This window comes from Schaalia odontolytica (assembly GCF_005696695.1).
In the GTDB taxonomy this organism is placed as follows: Bacteria; Actinomycetota; Actinomycetes; order Actinomycetales; family Actinomycetaceae; genus Pauljensenia; species Pauljensenia odontolytica_C.
Window position 1 is genome coordinate 729052 of the sequence record NZ_CP040006.1, and the last position, 17590, is coordinate 746641.

The window sequence follows — 17590 nt, forward strand, 5'->3', positions numbered from 1 at the left end:
GGGAGAAATTGAGGGATGGCTGCGCGAGTCTCCTGCGTTCGTGACGATTTCGTGACACTATCGTGATATGAGTTCGCGCATCCTCGTCGTCGACGACGACGTCGCCCTGGCTGAGATGATCGGCATTGTCCTCCAGAACGAGGGCTATGAGGTCGTCTTCTGTGCCGACGGATCCGCTGCGTTGGCTCAATTTCAAGAGCACAATCCGGACTTGGTCCTCCTGGATGTCATGCTGCCCGGCATGGACGGCTTTGACGTGTGCCGCGCGATCCGTCGTGTCTCGGATGCTCCGATCGTTATGTTGACCGCCCGTTCCGATACCTCTGATGTCGTGACGGGTCTCGAGGCCGGTGCCGACGATTATGTTCCCAAGCCCTTCAAGCCCAAGGAACTCGTGGCGCGCGTGCGCGCGCGGCTGCGGGGCCGTGAGGACTCGCAGGCCGATGAGGGCCTGTCCCTCCAGGACCTGTCGATCGACGTTGCCGGCCACATCGTCAAGCGTGAGGGGCGCGTCATCGCGCTGACCCCTCTGGAATTCGATTTGCTGGTGACCCTGGCGCGCTCGCCGTGGAAGGTGTTCTCACGCGAGGAGCTCCTCGAGCAGGTGTGGGGCTACCGTCATGCCGCCGACACCAGGCTCGTCAATGTTCACGTGCAGCGCCTTCGCTCCAAGATTGAACACGATCCGGAGCGTCCCGAGCTGGTCGTAACTGTCCGCGGGGTTGGGTACCGTGCCGGCGCAGGGGCGTAGGGACGCGCTCAAGGATCTGCTGCGTGCCGTCGCATCGTCGAGGCCGTGGTCCCTTCTCGCTTCCTCTCACCTCGCCAGTCGGATTCGGCATTCCCTGTCCGCCCGCATCGCCCTGGCGATCACGGTCGCCGCGCTCGTTATTCTCCTCGTATTTGGGGTGATTATCGCCTCCCAGCTGCGCACCTCCATGTTCGAGACGCGTAAGGATGCAATCCTGGCTGACGCGTCCCTGCGCTTTTCATCCGCGCAATCCGTGTTCTCCTCGTCCACGGCCTCGTCTCCCGCGCAGGTTCAGGAGTCCGCGCGCGGTGCGCTGGCATCGCTCAAGGCCTCGGCGGCCGGCGCGGGTGCGACGAACGTGGCGCTGCTGCGCTCGGAGGGAGCCACGGCGTCGCTGCGCATCAACCAGATCGAGGATGAGCAGATGCGCGCGCTCATCACCCCGCAGATGCGCACCGCGGTCTCGGGTGGGGGCGCGCAGTGGCAGTCGGTTGGTATCCGCTCGAGCGACTCAGACAAGGTGGTCCCCGGAATTCTCGTCGGCACTCAGGTGCAGCTGCCTCGCGCAGGCACGCACGAGCTCTACATTCTCTACTCGCTGTCCGCAGATCAGGCGCAGGTCGACGTGGTTCTGCGGGTCCTCGTTCTTTCCGCGCTTCCCATCATCGTGGCCCTGCCGATCGGTGTGTTCGCGCTGCTGCATCGCCTCCTGCTGCCCGTGCGAGTGACCGCCCAAGCTGCGACGAAGGCGTCGAAGGGAGACCTCGACGTGCGCGTGGACGTGCATGGGGACGACGAGATGGCCGACCTCGGGCACGCCTTCAATGCGATGACCTCCTCGCTCCAGGACACGATCTCGCGCTACGACGAGCTCGCCAAGCTCCAGCAGCGCTTCGTTTCCGACGTCTCGCATGAGCTACGCACCCCGCTGACGACGATCCGCATGGCGGAGGACATCGTGTGGGACAACCGGGACGAACTGCCGGCCCACGCGCGCCGATCCGCCGAGCTCCTGCACGACCAGACCGAACGCATGGAGCAGATGCCTGCGGACCTGCTCGAGATCTCTCGCTACGATGCGGCGAGCGCCCTGCTGGACGCGGAAGACCGCGACCTGCGTCCCATCGTCACTCGCGTCGTCGAGGCATGCGCTGATCTCGCCGAGCGCCAGGGGGTCCCGGTCGAGATCGTTGCCCCCACCCGCGTCGCCGCCGAGGTTGACGAGCGCCGCATCGAACGCGTCATCCGTAACCTCGTCGTCAACGCGATCGAGCATGCCGACGGCACGCCCGTAACGATCACGCTCGCCGCGACCGAGACCGATGTCGCATGCCGCGTGCGCGACCGCGGGGTGGGCATGACCCAGGAGGTCGCCGACCACGTCTTTGACCGCTTCTACCGCGCCGACACCGCCCGCGCCCGCACGACTGGCGGTACCGGCCTCGGCCTCGCGATCGCAACCGAGGACGTCGCTATCCACGGAGGACGCCTGCAGGCGTACGGAGAACCCGGTCGCGGTGCGTCCTTCCTCATGACGCTGCCCAAACGCGCCGGCGAAGAGATCGTCAGCCGCCCCCTGGCCCTGTGGGAGGACGAATGAGACGCCGCCTGATGCCACTCGCCGTGGCCGCATGCCTGGCCCTCGCGGGATGTACCTCCCTGCCCACCTCCTCGGCACCCGCGCCCTTCGACGTGTCCGCTCGGGACGGCAGCGGCATCCAGTTTTCCGCGGAGGGCCCCTCCGACGGGGCGGACGCCGCGACCCTGGTGAGCGACTTCCTGCTGGCGTGCGCCGCCGGCCCCCAGGACGACTACGCGACCGCGCGCCTGTTCCTGAGCGCAACGTCGGCGCGTTCGTGGCAGCCGGAGACGGAAATCCTCATCTACGACACGGACACGGCCCCCGCGGTCACCGCCGGATCCGAGAACGGCTCCGAGGTGGACGTGACGGTCTCCGTGCTCGGCGTGGCCAGCATCGACGCGTCGGGCGTGCTGACCCGCGTGGCCGCCTCGACCGTGACGCGCACCTTCAGCCTCGTGCGCGAAGACGGACAGTGGCGCATCAACAGCCCCGAGAACATGGTCCTCATGAGCCGGGCGTCTTTCACGGCCTCGTTCTCCCTCGCCAATCTCTACTTCCCAACGACAGAGGGCGGGGACCTGGTCGCCGATCCTCGCTGGTACCCGTCGCGACGCCTGGCCTCCCACCTGCTCGCGGGCCTCGTCGAAGGACCGCGTCAATCTCTCGAGCCGGTCACGGCGAACGCAATCCCGCCGGGCACGACCGTGCCCTCCCAGGGACTTGACGTCGTCGACGGGGTGGCGCGCGTGGAACTGAACGCGGTGGTTCCCGCGACCGAGGGGGCGCGTGCGAACCTCGCGTGGGAGCTCACCCGCACCCTCACCCAGGTGGCGGACGTGTCGCAGGTGAGCGTCTCTTTGTCCGGTGACGTGCTGGATACGCAGAGGATCCCGGTGCCCCCGACCTACTCTCTTGACACTCTCGTGGGGGCGGGACCCGACGGGGTGGGGATCGTGTCATCGTCGGGGCTGACGAGCCTGACCGGCACCACCGATGCCTCCAACCCAACAGTCTCGCCCGTGGATCCCTCGCTGGTTGCCTGGAGCGGCACCGACGGCGTGTACGCGCAGCGCGGCGGAACGTCGGTCGCATTCCTGCCCGGACACGCGCCTCTCGGCCCGTCGGTGGACCGCTTCGGATGGGTGTGGGGCCCCGCCACGGCCTCGTCGGTGAGCGTCGGTGGGGGAGTCGATGGTGCGTTCAGTGTGAGCGTGGAGTCCGAGAGCGCCGGGGAGATCCACGCGGTGCGCATTTCCCCCGACGGCACGCGCGCGCTCGTCCTGCGCGGAAGCGACGCGAGCGCGTGGGTGGGGGTCGTCGAACGCGGGGCCTCCGGGCGCCCGCTGGCGATCCGTGCCCTCGAACAAATCCCGCTTGAACACGGCTCAGTTGTTGACGCGTCATGGACGACATCGACGGGCATCATGCTCGTTGTGCGCGCGACCGGCGAGGACGACCAGCTGGTCACGCTGCCCCTCGGCGGTCTGCCCTCGAACGTGTCCCTCCCGATTCGCGTGACATCGATGAGCGCCGGTGGGTCCTCCTCCGCGGTTGTCATCTCGGGCACCGATGCCGCCGGCAAGTCGCAGGTGCTTATCCGCTCGGGCGCCCTGTGGCAAAACGCCCCCGAGTCCCTCACATCCGCCCGATACGCGGGGTAAGAACCGTGGTGGGCGGGAGCGGAGTCCGGGGCCTGATGCGGGGGCTGGTCGGCGCGCTCCTTCCCGTGCAATGCGCCGGGTGTCGCGCCTGGGACGAGGTCCTGTGTCCGTCATGCCGCTCCCTGGCTGGCAGCCCCGCACACGTGGCCTCCCTTGAGGGTGTGCGAGGCCCCCTTCCCCTGGTGGCCATGGGGGACTACGACGGGCCGCTGCGCCGCATCGTCCTTGCCGCCAAGCACTCCGCACGTACGGACGTCACCGATTTTCTCGACGAGGCCGGGGCCCGCCTCGGCACCGCACTGGCCGGGGTGCTGGGCGTGGCTGGGTCGCCCGCCGCCGCTGCGGGTCCGTTGGAGGGGAGGGCTTCGTCCACCGGGGGAGCGGTGGAGGTGTGGGTGGTGCCCGCGCCCTCGTCGTGGAAGAGGCGCCTGCGGGGCAAGCAGGTGGCGCTGCCGCTGGCGCGCGCAGTTGCCCGAGCGTTGGCGGCGAGTGCGACTCCGGGTGTGCGCGTCCGGGTGGTGGATGCTGTGCGGTTGCGCGTGGGCGCGACCTCCCAGTCGGGTAAGGCCGGGGCACAGCGTACGGTGGGGCGCATGGGGGCGATGCGTGCGCTCGCGGTCCCGGGGCCTGGCGTGTGTGTTGTTGCGGTGGATGACGTGGTGACGACGGGCGCGACGGTTCGGGAAATGGAGCGTGTGTTGGGTGGGCTCGATGCGGTTGTGACTCTGTGCCGACCCGGGCTTATCTCATGACGCAGGTCACCGGCTGGGGTATGATGTGAGTACAGACTTTCGATAGCGTGAGCAGCAGGGACGCTCCTCACGTCAGTGCGGGAGGTGATAGCTCAGACCACGGTTCGGGCAGTGAGCACCGAACAATCCCCACCTGCGGGCAACGATGCCCGCCGCACACCATGGAGGAAACACATGGACATCACCGTCGTCGCACGTAATGCCGAGATTCACCCGAATTTCCGGGAATACGTGGAGGAGAAGGTTTCGAAGATCACTCAGTTCTACCCCCGCGCTCAGCGCGTCGATGTGGAGCTGACTCACGAACGTAACCCCCGCCAGGCCGACACTGCCGAGCGCATCGAGCTGACCGTTTACGGTAAGGGCCCGATCATCCGCGCTGAGGCTCAGTCCGCTGATCGCTACGCGGCCGTCGACATCGCCGCCGGCAAGCTCTACGAGCGCCTGCGCCGCCTGCGTGATCGCGTGAAGGACCACCGTCGTCGGTACCCGCGCGACCTGGCCGAAGCCGAAATCCTCGAAGCTCCCGTCGTCGAAGAGACGGCCACATTCGAACCCGAGGCTCCCAAGCCGCTGCGCAGCGCTGAGGACCTGAAGGTCGGAGAGGCTCGCGAGGAGCAGTGGGGTGATACCCCGATCATCGTCCGTCAGAAGGTGCACGAGGCCCCGCCGATGAGCGTGGATGAGGCCCTGGATCAGATGATGATGGTTGGCCACCCCTTCTTCCTCTTCGTCGACAAGGACACGAACCAGCCGTGCGTCGTCTACCACCGCCACGGGTGGACGTACGGCGTGCTTCGCTTGAACACGACAATCTGACGGTTGAAGGACCGCGGCGCCCCGGGCACCATGCCCGGGGCGCTCCCGTGTGCGCTGTGAGCGTTAAATACGTCCATAGTTCGCGCGGGCGTTTCCACTTTGGGCAGTTAGTTCGTAAACTAATGGGTGGATTTGACTGTCCGCTCTACAAGGGGGCGGGCGATTAACGTCAGGAGCTATTCGTGTCGATTATTGACAAGATCCTTCGCGCTGGCGAAGGGCGTATGCTGCGCAAGCTGGATCGGCTTGCGTCGCAGGTTGATGCCTTGCAGGAGGATTTTGAGGCTCTGACGGACGAGGAGCTGCAGGCTAAGACCCAGGAGTTCAAGGATCGCCTCGAGGATGGCGAGACCCTGGACGACATCCTGGTCGAGGCGTTTGCGACGGTCCGTGAGGCCTCGTGGCGAATCCTGCGCATGCGTCCCTTCCACGTGCAGGTCATGGGTGGCATTGCCCTGCACCAGGGCAAGATCGCCGAAATGAAGACCGGTGAAGGTAAGACCCTGGTCGCCACGATGCCGTCGTACCTGCGCGCGCTGACCGGCAAGGGCGTGCACGTCGTGACGGTCAACGACTACCTGGCGAAGTACCAGTCGGACATCATGAGCCGCGTCTACAGCTTCCTGGGCCTGACCTGCGGTTGTATCCTCGTGGGGCAGACGCCTGCCGAGCGCCGCGAGATGTACGCCTGCGACATCACCTACGGTACGAACAACGAGTTCGGCTTCGACTACCTGCGCGACAACATGGCGCAGGTGCCCGAGGATATGGTCCAGCGCGGCCACGCCTTCGTCATCGTCGACGAGGTTGACTCGATCCTTATCGATGAGGCGCGTACCCCCCTCATCATTTCGGGTCCCGCTGACGGCGACCTGAACCGCTGGTACGTGGAGTTCGCCCGCATCGCGCGCCTGCTCAAGCGCGACGAGGACTACGAGGTCGACGAGAAGAAGAAGACCGTCGGCATCCTGGAGCCGGGCATCGACAAGGTCGAGGACCAGCTGGGCGTCGAGAACCTCTACGAGGCCGCGAACACCCCGCTGATCGGCTTCCTCAACAACGCGATCCGCGCCAAGGAGCTGTTCTTTAAGGACCGCGACTACATCGTGGACGGCGGCGAGGTCCTCATCGTTGACGAGCACACGGGCCGTGTCCTGCCGGGCCGCCGCTACAACGACGGCATGCACCAGGCGATCGAGGCCAAGGAAGGCGTGGAGATCAAGGCCGAGAACCAGACGCTCGCCACGATCACGCTGCAGAACTACTTCCGTCTGTACCCCGAGGGCTCGCGTTCCGGCATGACCGGTACTGCCGAGACCGAGGCTGCGGAGTTCGCGTCGACCTACAAGATCGACGTCATTCCGATCCCCACGAACAAGCCTATGATCCGCAAGGACCAGCCCGACCTCGTCTACCCGACGGAGAAGGGCAAGCTGAACGCGATCATCGAGGACGTCGTGGAGCGCCACGAGGCCGGCCAGCCGGTCCTCATCGGTACCGCCTCGGTCGAAAAGTCCGAGCTGCTCTCCCAGATGCTCAAGAAGAAGCACATTCCGCACCAGGTGCTCAACGCCAAGCAGCACGCCCGCGAAGCCGCCATCGTCGCGATGGCCGGCCGCAAGGGCGCGGTCACGGTGGCCACGAACATGGCCGGCCGTGGTACCGACATCATGCTGGGTGGTAACTCGGAGTTCCTCGCCCAGGCGAACCTGGCTGCCGAGGGCCTCGACCCGAAGGAGAACCCGGAGGAGTACCGCGAGGCGTGGCCCAAGGCTCTCGAGGCCGCGGAAGAGGCCGTTGAGGCCGAGCGCGAGGAGGTGCGCGAGCTGGGCGGCCTGTACGTGCTCGGTTCGGAGCGCCACGAGTCGCGCCGTATCGACAACCAGCTGCGCGGACGAAGCGGTCGTCAGGGTGACCCGGGTGAGTCTCGCTTCTACCTGTCGATGGAAGACGACCTGATGCGCCTGTTCAACTCGGGCATGGCCCAGCGCATCATGGCTTCGGGCGCCTACCCGGAGGACATGCCGCTGGAAAACCGCATGGTGTCGCGTTCGATCGCGTCGGCCCAGCACCAGGTGGAGGCCCGTAACTTCGAGATCCGTAAGAACGTCCTGAAGTACGACGACGTTATGACGGGTCAGCGCGAGACGATCTACGCCGAACGCCGCAAGGTGCTCGAGGGCGAGGACATGGGCCCGCAGATGCGTGCGTTCATGGAGTCCCTCGTGACCGGCCTGGTCGATGAGGCGATCGCCGACAAGCCCGTGGACGAGTGGGATCTGCCCACCCTGTGGGAGCACCTGCGCGCCTACTACCCGCCGTCGGTCACGATCGAAGAGGTCGAGGAGGAGCACGGTGGTGCTGCGTCCCTCGTGCGCGACGATCTGGTGACCGAGCTGGTCGGCGACATCCACGCCGTCTACGCGGACACCGAGGACCGCCTGAACGCCAACCCGCTGGCGCAGGCGCAGCTGGGCGATGAGCCCATTCGTACCCTCGAGCGTCGCGTCGTCATCTCCGTGGTGGACCGCCTGTGGCGTGAGCACCTCTACGAGATGGACTACCTGAAGGAAGGCATCGGCCTGCGCGCGATGGGTCAGCGCGACCCGCTCGTCGAGTACAAGGACGAGGGTGCCCAGATGTTCCAGGCGATGGTCGAGCGCATCCGCGAGGAGTCCGTCCAGCAGGTGTTCTCCTACGCGAAGCAGTTCGAGCGCGCCCTGGCCGCCGCCGAGGAGGAGGCCGGCGGTTCGATCGCCGCCGCCACCGTTGCTCCCGCGCAGGAGGAGGCCTCGTCGTCCTCCTCCGAGCCCAGCGTCGAGGACGTTGCCGCCGCTGAGTCTGCGGCCTCCGCGGCCGCGCGCGAGGCCGTTGCTCACGCCCGTTCGGTGATGGGTAACGTGGGCCGCGCGAAGGCGCCCAGCCGCGTGAGCTACAGCTCCGCTGAGGGCACCGAGTCGGCCGCGTCCTCGTCGAGCGGTAACCGCGCGGAGCGTCGCGCTGCCGCTAAGAAGCGTCGCCGCCGCTGATCGGTACACGTCACGGGTGAGGGGGTTCCTGCGGGAGCCCCCTCGCCCGTTTATGTATCCGTCGAGCCGCGCGGCCGGTCCGTCAGGCGAGTTCGAGGGCCGTCGTGATCCAGCGCCCGTGGTACTCCTCGAGGCGCAGAGCAAGGGCGAAGGTACGCGAGACCGTGGAGACGATGACGGCGGCCTCTGTCGTGCGCTCGTCGACGGGGCACGTGCGTACGTGGACGGGCCTCGTTCCCCGCGCGCACGGGGACATGTGGACGCACACGAGGGCTCCGTAGAGATCGGGTAACATCCAACGGCGTAGCTGGGGCGCCTGGCGAACGCCCGTGACGACCTCGACGATGGCGCGTGCGAGGTTCGCCGCCCACGGCCCGGGGTCTGGGAGACTCTCTTTCGGGAGGGACACGTAGTGGGTTGGTGTCGGCGATGGGGCTGCCCTGTAGGCCAACTCAGGATCCTGACTCCACCGGAACGGGGCGGGCTGGGTCGGACGGGTGGGGGTGGGCCTCGTGCTGGTCCGTCGTCTGGGGGCCTCGGAGGTACGAGGCCTGGGTGCGATTTGGGTGCTCATGGCAGGTCCTGGGGTATGGCGAGTGTCTGTCCGGGGTAGATGAGAGCGGGGTCGCGAACCGATTCGGCGTTGGCCGCGTGGATTGCTCGCCAGGTGGCGTCGATACGCGCGTCGTCCCCATCGGAGCGCAGGGAGGCGGCGATCGACCAGAGTGAATCGCCCGGCGCGACCGTGATTGAGGTGGGGCCAGCGGGCGCGTCTGGCGCCGGTGCATCCTCCGTGGGCACGGGTAGCGCGGACGGCGCCGTTTGAGTCGCCTCCTGGTTGGGAGAAGGGGTACTGGGGGTATCCGCCCACGTCACAGAGACGACGGGGGAGGTCTGTTCCTGCGGAGCCGCCAGGGAGGCCGTGGCGGGCGCTCCGGTGACGAGTGCAGAGCCGATCAATGCGCTGGCTCCTGCACGCGTCAAAAGCGACCGTGAGAGACGGGTTCCGCAACGGGAGACGAAGAATCGTGCGGCTGCGCGTGCCGCGGGCGGAGCAACGCGCAGGAGCGCGAGGTGAGCGCACGCTGAGCACAGGAGGCTCCATGCCAGGAGCATGAGGGCAGCAATGCCGAGAACCCAGACGACGAGCGTCTCGGGACGCTCCGCGCTCAGTGGGGGAGCGAGGTGGGAGAGATAGAGAGCATCGAGGAGGCACAGCGGGGCACCAACGAGCCAGAGGAAGGCGTCGGTGAGGTGAGATTGGCCGGCGACGGTCAGTGAATCATCAGTCATGGTGAACTCTTCATTGAGTGGACGGATTCGATGCGTTAACTATCCGCTTGATACTGAACCGTGTCAATAGATGTTAGTTCATGTTATCTAAATGTGATGTGTCGCGCATGAATGTGGCATCGTAGGGGGCATGGATATGTCAGCGTTCATTGCCGAGCTGGAAGCGCGTTTCGATGATGAGCGTGGTCGTGATCTCGATGCGCTCATCGATGAGCTCACCGATGCCGAGCGCGCCTCGGTTACCCTGTCTGCCCGCCTGGCTGGTGCGGACGGTGATATCACGCTGGCGCTGCGAGGCGGCTCGACGATCACCGGATCGGTGCTCGATTCGACCCGCTCGTGGGTGCTCCTGCGCGGAAGTCGCGACGACAGCCTGATCATGCTCTCTGCAATCGTCGCGGCATGGCCCCTCGGGCGCAGCGTTGCGCGCGAGTCCTCCGTGCGAGGAGGCGTCGGTGTCGGCCATGTTCTGCGTGAACTAGGTGCACGCGGTGTCGGAGTCGTCATCGAATCCGACGGGGGTGACCATCGGGGGATCATCGACGCGGTCTATGCGGACCATGTCGATGTCGCCCTGGATGGAGAGGCCTTCACCTATGACGGCCGGGATGAAGTAGGTGGCATGACCGTGTCGCTGGCGCTTGCGGGGCTTCGTCGACTCCGCGTGCTCGGCCAGCGATGGTCGGCCGACTAGTGAGCGTTTTCCGCCTTCTGACGCTCGCGCGTCGCAGCGTATTGATCCTGGATGAACTGCTCCAGGACGGACTCTTCGATCCGCCAGACGTGCTTACCGCCCACCTGAATGGCAGGAAGCTCGCCGGAGGAAACGAGGGCGCGGGTGGCTGACATCGTGAGATTCAGGGTCTCGGCGACGTCAGCGAGAGTGAGGAATCGTGTTGCCATGGCAACATGCTATCAGTTGGGGTTGCTTCGTTTGATTGGTTTGAGTCGGCAATTTTTTACGCGTCATTTCACCGATCGGATCGGTTGGTTCTGATGAATAGTCGGCAACCTACCGCTTTTACGGTTGAGCGTGCATCATAGAAGAGTGAAACGCGTCTCAGCTTCAGTGTCGATCCCGACGCGCGCCCCCGGCAAGATGGACCGTCGATTCGTTATCGGCCTGGTCCTTATCATCGCGTCCGTGATCGCATTCAGTGTTCTCAGCGGCCTCCTGCGGGGAGGAAGCCGCGTCTACGCCGCGACGACGACCATCGCCCCGGGGGAAACCCTCACCGCGGACAATGTCCGCGAGGTTGTCCTCAGCGTCGACTCAGACGTCTACGTTCCCACGTCGGAGGCTCCCATGGGGTCCGTCGCGACTCGGCAGATTACCCCCGGCCAGATCGTCATGCGCACGGATCTGTCGCAGGGGGAAAGCGGAACAGCGCAGACGGACATGCTGCGCGTGGCTGTCACGGTCAGCGCTGGGCTGCCCGACGGGGTCGCTGATGGAACGCGGATCCGGCTGTGGACGATCCCCGCGCGCACGCAGGGACAGGCTGGTAATCAGGCGCGCGAGATCGAGGGGACCTTCACCTTCGTACGCCGAATCGAGGCCTCGTCCCAGTCGCACCGTGGCCAGCGGATCGAGATCCTCGCGAACGCCCAGTCCATGCCGGTTCTCCTCGCCGCGCAGTCCTCGACCGACGAGCTGGCCGCCGTCCCCGTGGGGGCGCCGTGAGCTCCGTCCACGGGGTCGTCGTTCTCGCCGATCAACGCTACGAGGCACCCCTCATCCAGGCGATTCAGAGCCGATCGGATGTCCTCGCCATCGTCCGGCGCTGCGCTGACCTGGCCGAGGTCGTCGCCGCGGCCCGCGCCGGCCTCGCCGACCTCGCGGTCATCGACGGATCCGACCCCGACCTGACGATCGAGACCGTTGAATCGCTGCGCGCTTGCGGGATGGTCGTCGTCGCCCTCGCTGCGCATCACGAGCGCTCCCGCCTCATCGCCCTGGGGGTCGCCTCGGTCGCCGCGCCCGGCAGCCCCGACCAGGTCGTCAACTCTCTCATCGCGGCGACGCGCACCCGCCGCTCGACCCCTGCCCCGGCCTCGTCCGCGCCACCTCCACCCCCTCCGCCCTCCGCTCCGGGCAGCGTGCTGGCCGTCTGGGGGACATCCGGCGCGCCCGGGCGTACGACCCTCGCCGTCGGCATCGCGACCGCGCTGTCCGCCCACGGGCCCACCCTCCTCGTCGATGCGGACACCGCCAACCCGACGATCGCGCACCTGCTGGGCCTTCCCGTCCATGCGTCGGGTCTGTCAACCCTCGCGCGGACGGCCTCGCGCGGCCCCATCACGCCCGCGGACACGCTCAGGGCAGCCGTCATGCGCTCCGAGAACCTGCACATCATCACGGGCCTCGTGACTCCGCACCGCTGGCGCGAAGTGAGCAAACCTGGCATCGAATCCATCGTCGGGGCACTGCGACTGAGCGCCCGTTACTCGGTCGTTGACATTGCGTCGACCTCGCTGGAAAAGGCCTCGCGCGGGGCCAACCGTGACGATGCCGCGCTCGGGGTGCTCGAGCGCGCCGATCGGCTCGTCATCGTCGCACGCGGTGACATCGTCGGCATCAACCGGCTCTCGTTCCTGGCGCGGTGGTGGGAGGAGCAAGAGCGCGACATTCCGGTCGAGGTGATCGTCAACCGCGTGAGTACCGCAGCGATCGGCCCGCACCCGGTGCCCTCCCTGCAGGCGGCGATCGGCGCCTTCATGCCCGACTGTATTTTCTACGTCGTTCCCGAGGATGAGGGCGTTGGGCGGGCTTCCCTGCGAGGCAAGGCTCTGGGAGAAAACGGTGCGCGTTGCGACGCCTCCGACGCGTTGCAGGCGATTGTCGAGCGGTGGGTGCCTACACTGTGACCATGCGCGTCTACGTTCCCGCCATCCTGTCCGACCTGTCCGTCCCGCTGCCGCCCGTGCGCAGCGGCGTCCTGTGCGTGCCCGAGGCCGGCATGAGTGGCGAGGACATCGAGGTCCTCGAGGACGACGCCATCACCGAGGCGGCGCTGTCCTCCCTCGAACTGGCGCGCGAGACGGAGGGCGCGGCCTTCGCTCGCGTCGTCCTGGCCGTCGACACCCCCACCTCGACGACGCTGACCCCCGGCGAGCAGATCGAACCCCGCATCTTCGCGGCCCCGGCCTTTGAATACACCTGGTCGGACGTCGCCGCCATCCTCGCGGACCTGCCCGACGCCTCACCCGCAGTGCAGGCCGTCCTGAGCGCCGACACACAGGAGGACGCCGACGAGGCCGTGGCCGCCCTGTGGGAGTCCTCCCTGGCGTGGTTCGACCGCTCTGAGCGCCCCGACGTCCTGGCCCTGCACCAGGGCTAATGCCTACGCGCGCACGCTGAGGGTCGATCCGCCCTCCGGCAGAGGCCGCACCTGGATCTGATCCGCGATCTGGGTCGCCATCTCCTCGACGTGCGAGATGACGCCGACCGTGCGTCCCGCGCAGCGCAGCGCCTGGAGCTGCGCCATCACCAGGCTCAGCGTGTGCGAGTCGAGCGATCCGAAGCCCTCATCGATGAACATCGTGCGCAGCTCGACGCCACCGGCCTCGGCAGAGACGACGTCCGCGAGGCCGAGCGCCAGCGCGAGGGACGTGTAGAACGTTTCCCCGCCCGACAGCGTGCGCGGGCTGCGCAGCGCGTCCGTGTCGTGATCGACGATCGCGAGGCCCAGGCCGGACTTGCGCGAGGCGGTGCCGTCGTCGGGGACAGACACGAGTTCGTAGCGTCCCGACGAGATTGCCGCCAGGCGTGGGTTCGCGGCCGCCAACACCTCTTCCAGGCGCGCGATGAGCACCCAGGCCGATAGGGGAGTAGAGGCCAGGTTCTCAGGGCCGGACGCGGCGGCAATGTCAGCCAGGCGGCGGATGGGACCGGCCTGCTCCCGGGCGCGGCCGAGCGCCTCCAACGCCTGCTCGAGGGAGGCGCGGGCGGCGTCCAGCTGCGCGCAGTGCTGCTCGAGAATACCCGAGGCTCGGGCCGCCATAGCGGCGTCCTCCTCGGCCTTGCGGGAGGCTTCGGTGAGGGCCTCAAGGTCCGGTGCGGGTGCCGACGCCGCGCGGGTCAGGCGCTCCGAAGCAAGCGCTTCGTGTGCCGCGAAAAGTGCCTTCTCGTGAGCGGCCACGCGCGCCTCGAGAGCCTCGACCTGGGGGAGAGGAAGCAGGAGCGTGCGCCAGGAGTCCGCCTCGAGGCCCTGTTCCTCAAGCGCATCCGCAAGGGAACGCTGTGCCTGCGCGAGCGCGGCGCGGGCATTGTCCCAATCGGCGCAGGCCCCGGCCAAAGCTGCCGCCCGGCGTGCGCGCTCATCCAGGTGAGCCGCGCGCTCATCGAGGGAGGCGAAGTCGGCGCGCTCAGCCTCCACGCGGGCCTCAGCCGCGGCCAGAGCGGATTCACGCTCCTGGAGGGTGGACGCGAGGGAAGCGGCGGTCTCTCGGGCGCTCGCGAGGGAGTCCGTGAGGCCGTCGAGGCGGGCGCGCTCCTGCGCGAGGGCCGCCTCGATCTCTGTGATCTGCGGGCTGAGAGCCTCGAGCTTCGCAACGAGCTCGGCGGCTCGATCCCGCTCGGTCTCGAGAGTCGGAGTGGGGGCGCCGGCCACCTCGTTGAGCTGGGCGATACGACGCACGAGATCCTGGTGGCGGGCCTGCGCATCCCGCAGCGCGGCCTCCGCACGGTCTCGCGCCTGGTCGAGCTCCGCGACCTGCTCGCGCGTGATCTCCCCGTCTGCGGCCGGTGCCGGATTGGGGTGAGCGGTGGAGCCGCACACGGGACACGGCGTGTCCTCTTCGAGTTCGCGTGCGAGGGCCGATGCGCTCTGCGCGATCCACAGGTCGTGGCCGTCCGCTGCTGCGGCATTCGCAAGCTTCGCGGCGACAGTGGCCTCGCGCAGCTCATCCGATGCTCCGAGGAGAGCCGAGCGCAGCAGGTCCGCCTGCATGGAGGCATCCAGGCGTTCGTTGATGGTGCGCAGAGCGGACGCGGCCTCGGGCAGCGTGTCGGCATCCGCTCGCATGAGGCGCAGGGCCTCGGTGACCTGCTCGATGCGCAGGGGCAACGCCTCGCGCTCTGCCTCGATCGACGCGATGCGCGCCAATGCCTGCTCATGCTGGGAGCGCAGTGAGTCGATCTGGGTGTGCGCTTCGGGCAGCGAGCGTTCGACGGCCAGGGCCTCCTCGAGAGAACCGCGCGTGCGCGTCGCCTCGTCGCGCAGATCCTGCGCCCGCTCGCCGAGAGCAGTCACCGCCTCGGGTGTCAAGGACGCGGAATCGATGGAATCCTCGTCTCCGAGGGCGGGAGACAGGGCTGCGACCTGGTCTCCCGCAGCCTCCAGACGAGCGCGCGCCGAGGCCTTGGCCGCGTCGAGGGGAGCCACGGCCAGCGCCCGGCGGGCCTGATCCGCGCGCTCACGGTTGGATGCGATTACTTCCTCCGATGCAGTCAACTCAGCGAGTGTCGCGCTCACGCGCGCGTGCTCCGCCTGAGCGTCAGCCAGGGCGCGCCCCTCGGACAGGGCACGGGAAGCCTCCCGAGCGGTTGCCGTGGCCGCCTCGGCAACGCGCAGGGTCTGCGCGTGTGCCTCGCGTGCGCGCTCGCATGCGTCCTCGGCCCAGCGCGTCACGGCGCTGGAATCCTCCGCGCCCGCATCCAGCTGATCGGCCTCCTCGACCTCGGCTGAGCGCTCCCGCGCGCCGGGTGCAGCCGTGTGCACGTCATCGCTCAGGGCGTCATTCAGCGCCCGAACGCGCTCGAAAGCGCTGATGGCAGCCACGCGCCGCTCTTCGATGCCGCGCTTTGACGAGGCGGCCGCATCGACGAGAGCCTTCGTGAAGTCCACGTAGATCTGCGTGTCGAAAATGTCGCGCAGGATCTGCTCGCGAGCATCCGACGTGGCGTTGAGGAACTGGGAGAACTTGCCCTGCGGGAGCACGATCGTCTGCAGGAACTGGTCCTTATCCAGGCCCACGATTGCCGGAATCTCGGAGCCCACGTCGCGCGGACCCGACGCGATCGGCTCCACCGTACGCCACCCGTCCGGAGCATCCGGATCCTCCACGACCCGCGTCAGCGTCGACTTCGAATTGCGCTGAGACTTCTTGCCCGCCGGGGTGTATGCGGGGGTGCGCGTCACCCGGTAGATGCCGGTCGCCACCTCGAACACCAGGTCCGCCTCCGACGGATCCGAATCCGTGATGTGGTTGGACCGCAGGCGGTCCTTCGACGCATCCTTCGTGCGCGCCACGTCCCCGTACAGGGCGAAGGTGATCGCGTCGATGAGCGTGGACTTTCCCGCGCCCGTCGGTCCGTCCAGCAGGAACAGCCCCGAGTCCTCGAAGGAGGAAAAGTCAACCGTGTGCTCGCCCGCGAAGGGGCCGATGCCCACAATACGTAGCCACCGAATCTTCACTGCATGTCCTTTCCTCGAAGCTGCGCCCACACGTCCAGGGCCAGCTCGCGCTCCTGAGCGCTTAGCGCCCGCCCGCCCACGGCCTCGTAAAACTCCTCCGTGACCTCGCGTGGATCGCGGGACGCGCGCACGGTCATCGCGGGAGCCAGCGAGGGTGCCTGGGAGGGACGGTGCACGACGACCAGGGCGTGCGGGTAGACCTCTCGGATGCGCGGCACCATGCGCTCGGGGCGCGCGTCGTCTGTGACTGTGATCGACACGTACGAGGCCGTGGTGGCCTCGTCGGGATCCGTGAGCAGCTCATCCATGGTTCCCTCGAGCACCGCGATGCCCCGCAGCGTCGGGATGGGCACCACCTCGATGTCGGTCACCGAGGTGGCGTCCGTGGTCACGAGGGTGATCGACTTGGTGGCCCCGGCCTCGGAGAAGGAATACGCGATGGGGGAGCCTGCGTAGCGGATCGGGACGGATGCGCCCGAGATGTCCTGCGGGCGGTGCAGGTGCCCGGCTGCCACGTAGTCCAGGCCGTGGGCCAGGGGCTCCTCACCCCCGAGGGTGTCGAACAGGTCCGCCGATACGGAGGGGACGCCGCCCACCTGGATGTCGCGCTCGGAGTCCGAGGTCTGTGCCCCCGTCACGAAGGCGTGCGGCATCGCGATGGCCGGGCGCTCGTCGCCCGCGTCGCGCCGAGCCGAAATGTCCGCGCGCACCCGGCGCAGGGCAGCCGCCAGGACCGCCTGGTGGGAGCGGGGCAAAGGAGCGGGCAGGTCGTCCTCGCCCCGCACAGGCAGGTCCGACAGGCTCTGGCGCACGAGGTCGGGCTCGAGGTAGGGCATCGGGTACACGAGGGCGCCCCCGGCCTCGACGGGCGTGCCGATCGCCTCCGGGTCCGTCACCACGTGCAGCGAGGGGGTGAGCATGTCGGCGAACAGCCCCAGGCGCGCGGCCCCATCGTGGTTTCCCGACGTCAGGATGACTGTCGTGATCTCCGTCAGTTCGCGCAGGGCGCGGCGCATCCGCGCGAGCGCATCCACGGGCGGAACCGCGCGGTCGAACACGTCGCCCGAGATGAGCACGGCATCCACGCCGCGCTCACGCACCAGGGCCACCAACCACTCGATGAACGCATCCGCGCTGTCGCCCAGGGACGCGCCGTGCAGCGTGCGCCCCAGGTGCCAGTCGGAGGTGTGCAGAATCAACATGTCTCCAGTGTGGCAGAGGCCGCCCACATCTGCGTCCGTCACACACGCTTGGAAGGCGGACACCTTCTGCATGCGCGCAGGT

General features: G+C 67.7%; 15 protein-coding genes. 10 read left to right on the forward strand and 5 right to left on the reverse strand.

Annotation, left to right across the window (positions count from 1 at the left end):
* Nucleotides 1-67: 67 nt before the first annotated feature.
* The 6 genes from mtrA (at nucleotide 68) to secA (ending at nucleotide 8594) form a co-directional block, all read left to right on the forward strand.
* A complete protein-coding gene (gene mtrA / locus FBF35_RS03145; RefSeq protein ID WP_060566591.1) occupies nucleotides 68-751 on the forward strand; it encodes an MtrAB system response regulator MtrA in 684 nt (227 codons plus the stop codon).
* Nucleotides 732-2351, forward strand: a complete 1620-nt coding sequence (gene mtrB / locus FBF35_RS03150; RefSeq protein ID WP_060566592.1) for an MtrAB system histidine kinase MtrB — start codon at nucleotides 732-734, stop codon at nucleotides 2349-2351. The genes mtrA and mtrB overlap by 20 nt, the downstream gene beginning before the upstream one ends.
* Entirely contained in the window at nucleotides 2348-3994 is a 1647-nt protein-coding gene (locus FBF35_RS03155; protein ID WP_060566594.1) for an LpqB family beta-propeller domain-containing protein, read from the forward strand. The genes mtrB and FBF35_RS03155 overlap by 4 nt, the downstream gene beginning before the upstream one ends.
* 188 nt (nucleotides 3995-4182) lie before the next feature.
* Nucleotides 4183-4746, forward strand: a complete 564-nt coding sequence (locus tag FBF35_RS03160) for a competence protein ComF (protein ID WP_241772554.1) — start codon at nucleotides 4183-4185, stop codon at nucleotides 4744-4746.
* A 174-nt stretch (nucleotides 4747-4920) separates the two neighbouring features.
* On the forward strand, nucleotides 4921-5565 hold the full coding sequence (gene hpf / locus FBF35_RS03165; RefSeq protein WP_003793282.1) for a ribosome hibernation-promoting factor, HPF/YfiA family: 645 nt from the start codon (nucleotides 4921-4923) through the stop codon (nucleotides 5563-5565).
* 182 nt (nucleotides 5566-5747) lie between these two features.
* Nucleotides 5748-8594, forward strand: coding sequence for a preprotein translocase subunit SecA (gene secA, locus FBF35_RS03170; protein WP_060566596.1), 2847 nt, complete (start codon nucleotides 5748-5750; stop codon nucleotides 8592-8594).
* Nucleotides 8595-8676: 82 nt separating this feature from the next.
* Here secA and FBF35_RS10575 read toward each other — a convergent pair whose 3' ends face one another.
* Nucleotides 8677-9168, reverse strand: coding sequence for an Rv3235 family protein (locus FBF35_RS10575; RefSeq protein WP_241772555.1), 492 nt, complete (start codon nucleotides 9166-9168; stop codon nucleotides 8677-8679).
* Nucleotides 9165-9887: a LysM peptidoglycan-binding domain-containing protein gene (locus FBF35_RS03180; protein ID WP_060566597.1), complete on the reverse strand. Its 723-nt coding sequence runs from the start codon at nucleotides 9885-9887 to the stop codon at nucleotides 9165-9167. The genes FBF35_RS10575 and FBF35_RS03180 overlap by 4 nt, the downstream gene beginning before the upstream one ends.
* Nucleotides 9888-10017: 130 nt before the next feature.
* Between FBF35_RS03180 and FBF35_RS03185 the strand changes: the two genes are divergently transcribed.
* Entirely contained in the window at nucleotides 10018-10581 is a 564-nt protein-coding gene (locus tag FBF35_RS03185; RefSeq protein ID WP_060566598.1) for a hypothetical protein, read from the forward strand.
* Here FBF35_RS03185 and FBF35_RS03190 read toward each other — a convergent pair.
* Complete coding sequence (locus tag FBF35_RS03190) at nucleotides 10578-10790, reverse strand: helix-turn-helix domain-containing protein (RefSeq protein WP_003793271.1); 213 nt, start codon at nucleotides 10788-10790, stop codon at nucleotides 10578-10580. The genes FBF35_RS03185 and FBF35_RS03190 overlap by 4 nt on opposite strands.
* A gap of 196 nt (nucleotides 10791-10986) precedes the next feature.
* Here FBF35_RS03190 and FBF35_RS03195 point away from each other — a divergent pair, with 196 nt between their 5' ends.
* From FBF35_RS03195 to FBF35_RS03205, 3 genes are read left to right on the forward strand one after another with little or no spacing between them, the layout of a single operon-like run.
* A complete protein-coding gene (locus FBF35_RS03195; RefSeq protein ID WP_060567170.1) occupies nucleotides 10987-11571 on the forward strand; it encodes an SAF domain-containing protein in 585 nt (194 codons plus the stop codon).
* Nucleotides 11568-12755, forward strand: coding sequence for a CpaE family protein (locus tag FBF35_RS03200; protein ID WP_060566600.1), 1188 nt, complete (start codon nucleotides 11568-11570; stop codon nucleotides 12753-12755). Before FBF35_RS03195 ends, FBF35_RS03200 begins: the two co-directional genes overlap by 4 nt.
* Before the next feature lie 2 nt (nucleotides 12756-12757).
* Nucleotides 12758-13228 (forward strand): DUF6912 family protein, encoded by a 471-nt coding sequence (locus FBF35_RS03205; protein ID WP_060566602.1) that lies wholly within the window; start codon nucleotides 12758-12760, stop codon nucleotides 13226-13228.
* Between the two features lie 3 nt (nucleotides 13229-13231).
* Here the strand turns inward: FBF35_RS03205 and FBF35_RS03210 are convergent, their stop codons facing one another.
* Both FBF35_RS03210 and FBF35_RS03215 read right to left on the reverse strand, forming a co-directional pair.
* The gene (locus tag FBF35_RS03210) at nucleotides 13232-16306 is read right to left on the reverse strand and encodes an AAA family ATPase (protein WP_060566603.1); all 3075 of its coding nucleotides are present in this window, start codon (nucleotides 16304-16306) and stop codon (nucleotides 13232-13234) included.
* Nucleotides 16303-17508 carry an exonuclease SbcCD subunit D gene (locus tag FBF35_RS03215; RefSeq protein ID WP_060566605.1) on the reverse strand — a complete coding sequence of 402 codons (1206 nt, stop codon included), beginning with the start codon at nucleotides 17506-17508 and terminating at the stop codon, nucleotides 16303-16305. The genes FBF35_RS03210 and FBF35_RS03215 overlap by 4 nt, the downstream gene beginning before the upstream one ends.
* Between the last annotated feature and the right edge of the window lie 82 nt (nucleotides 17509-17590).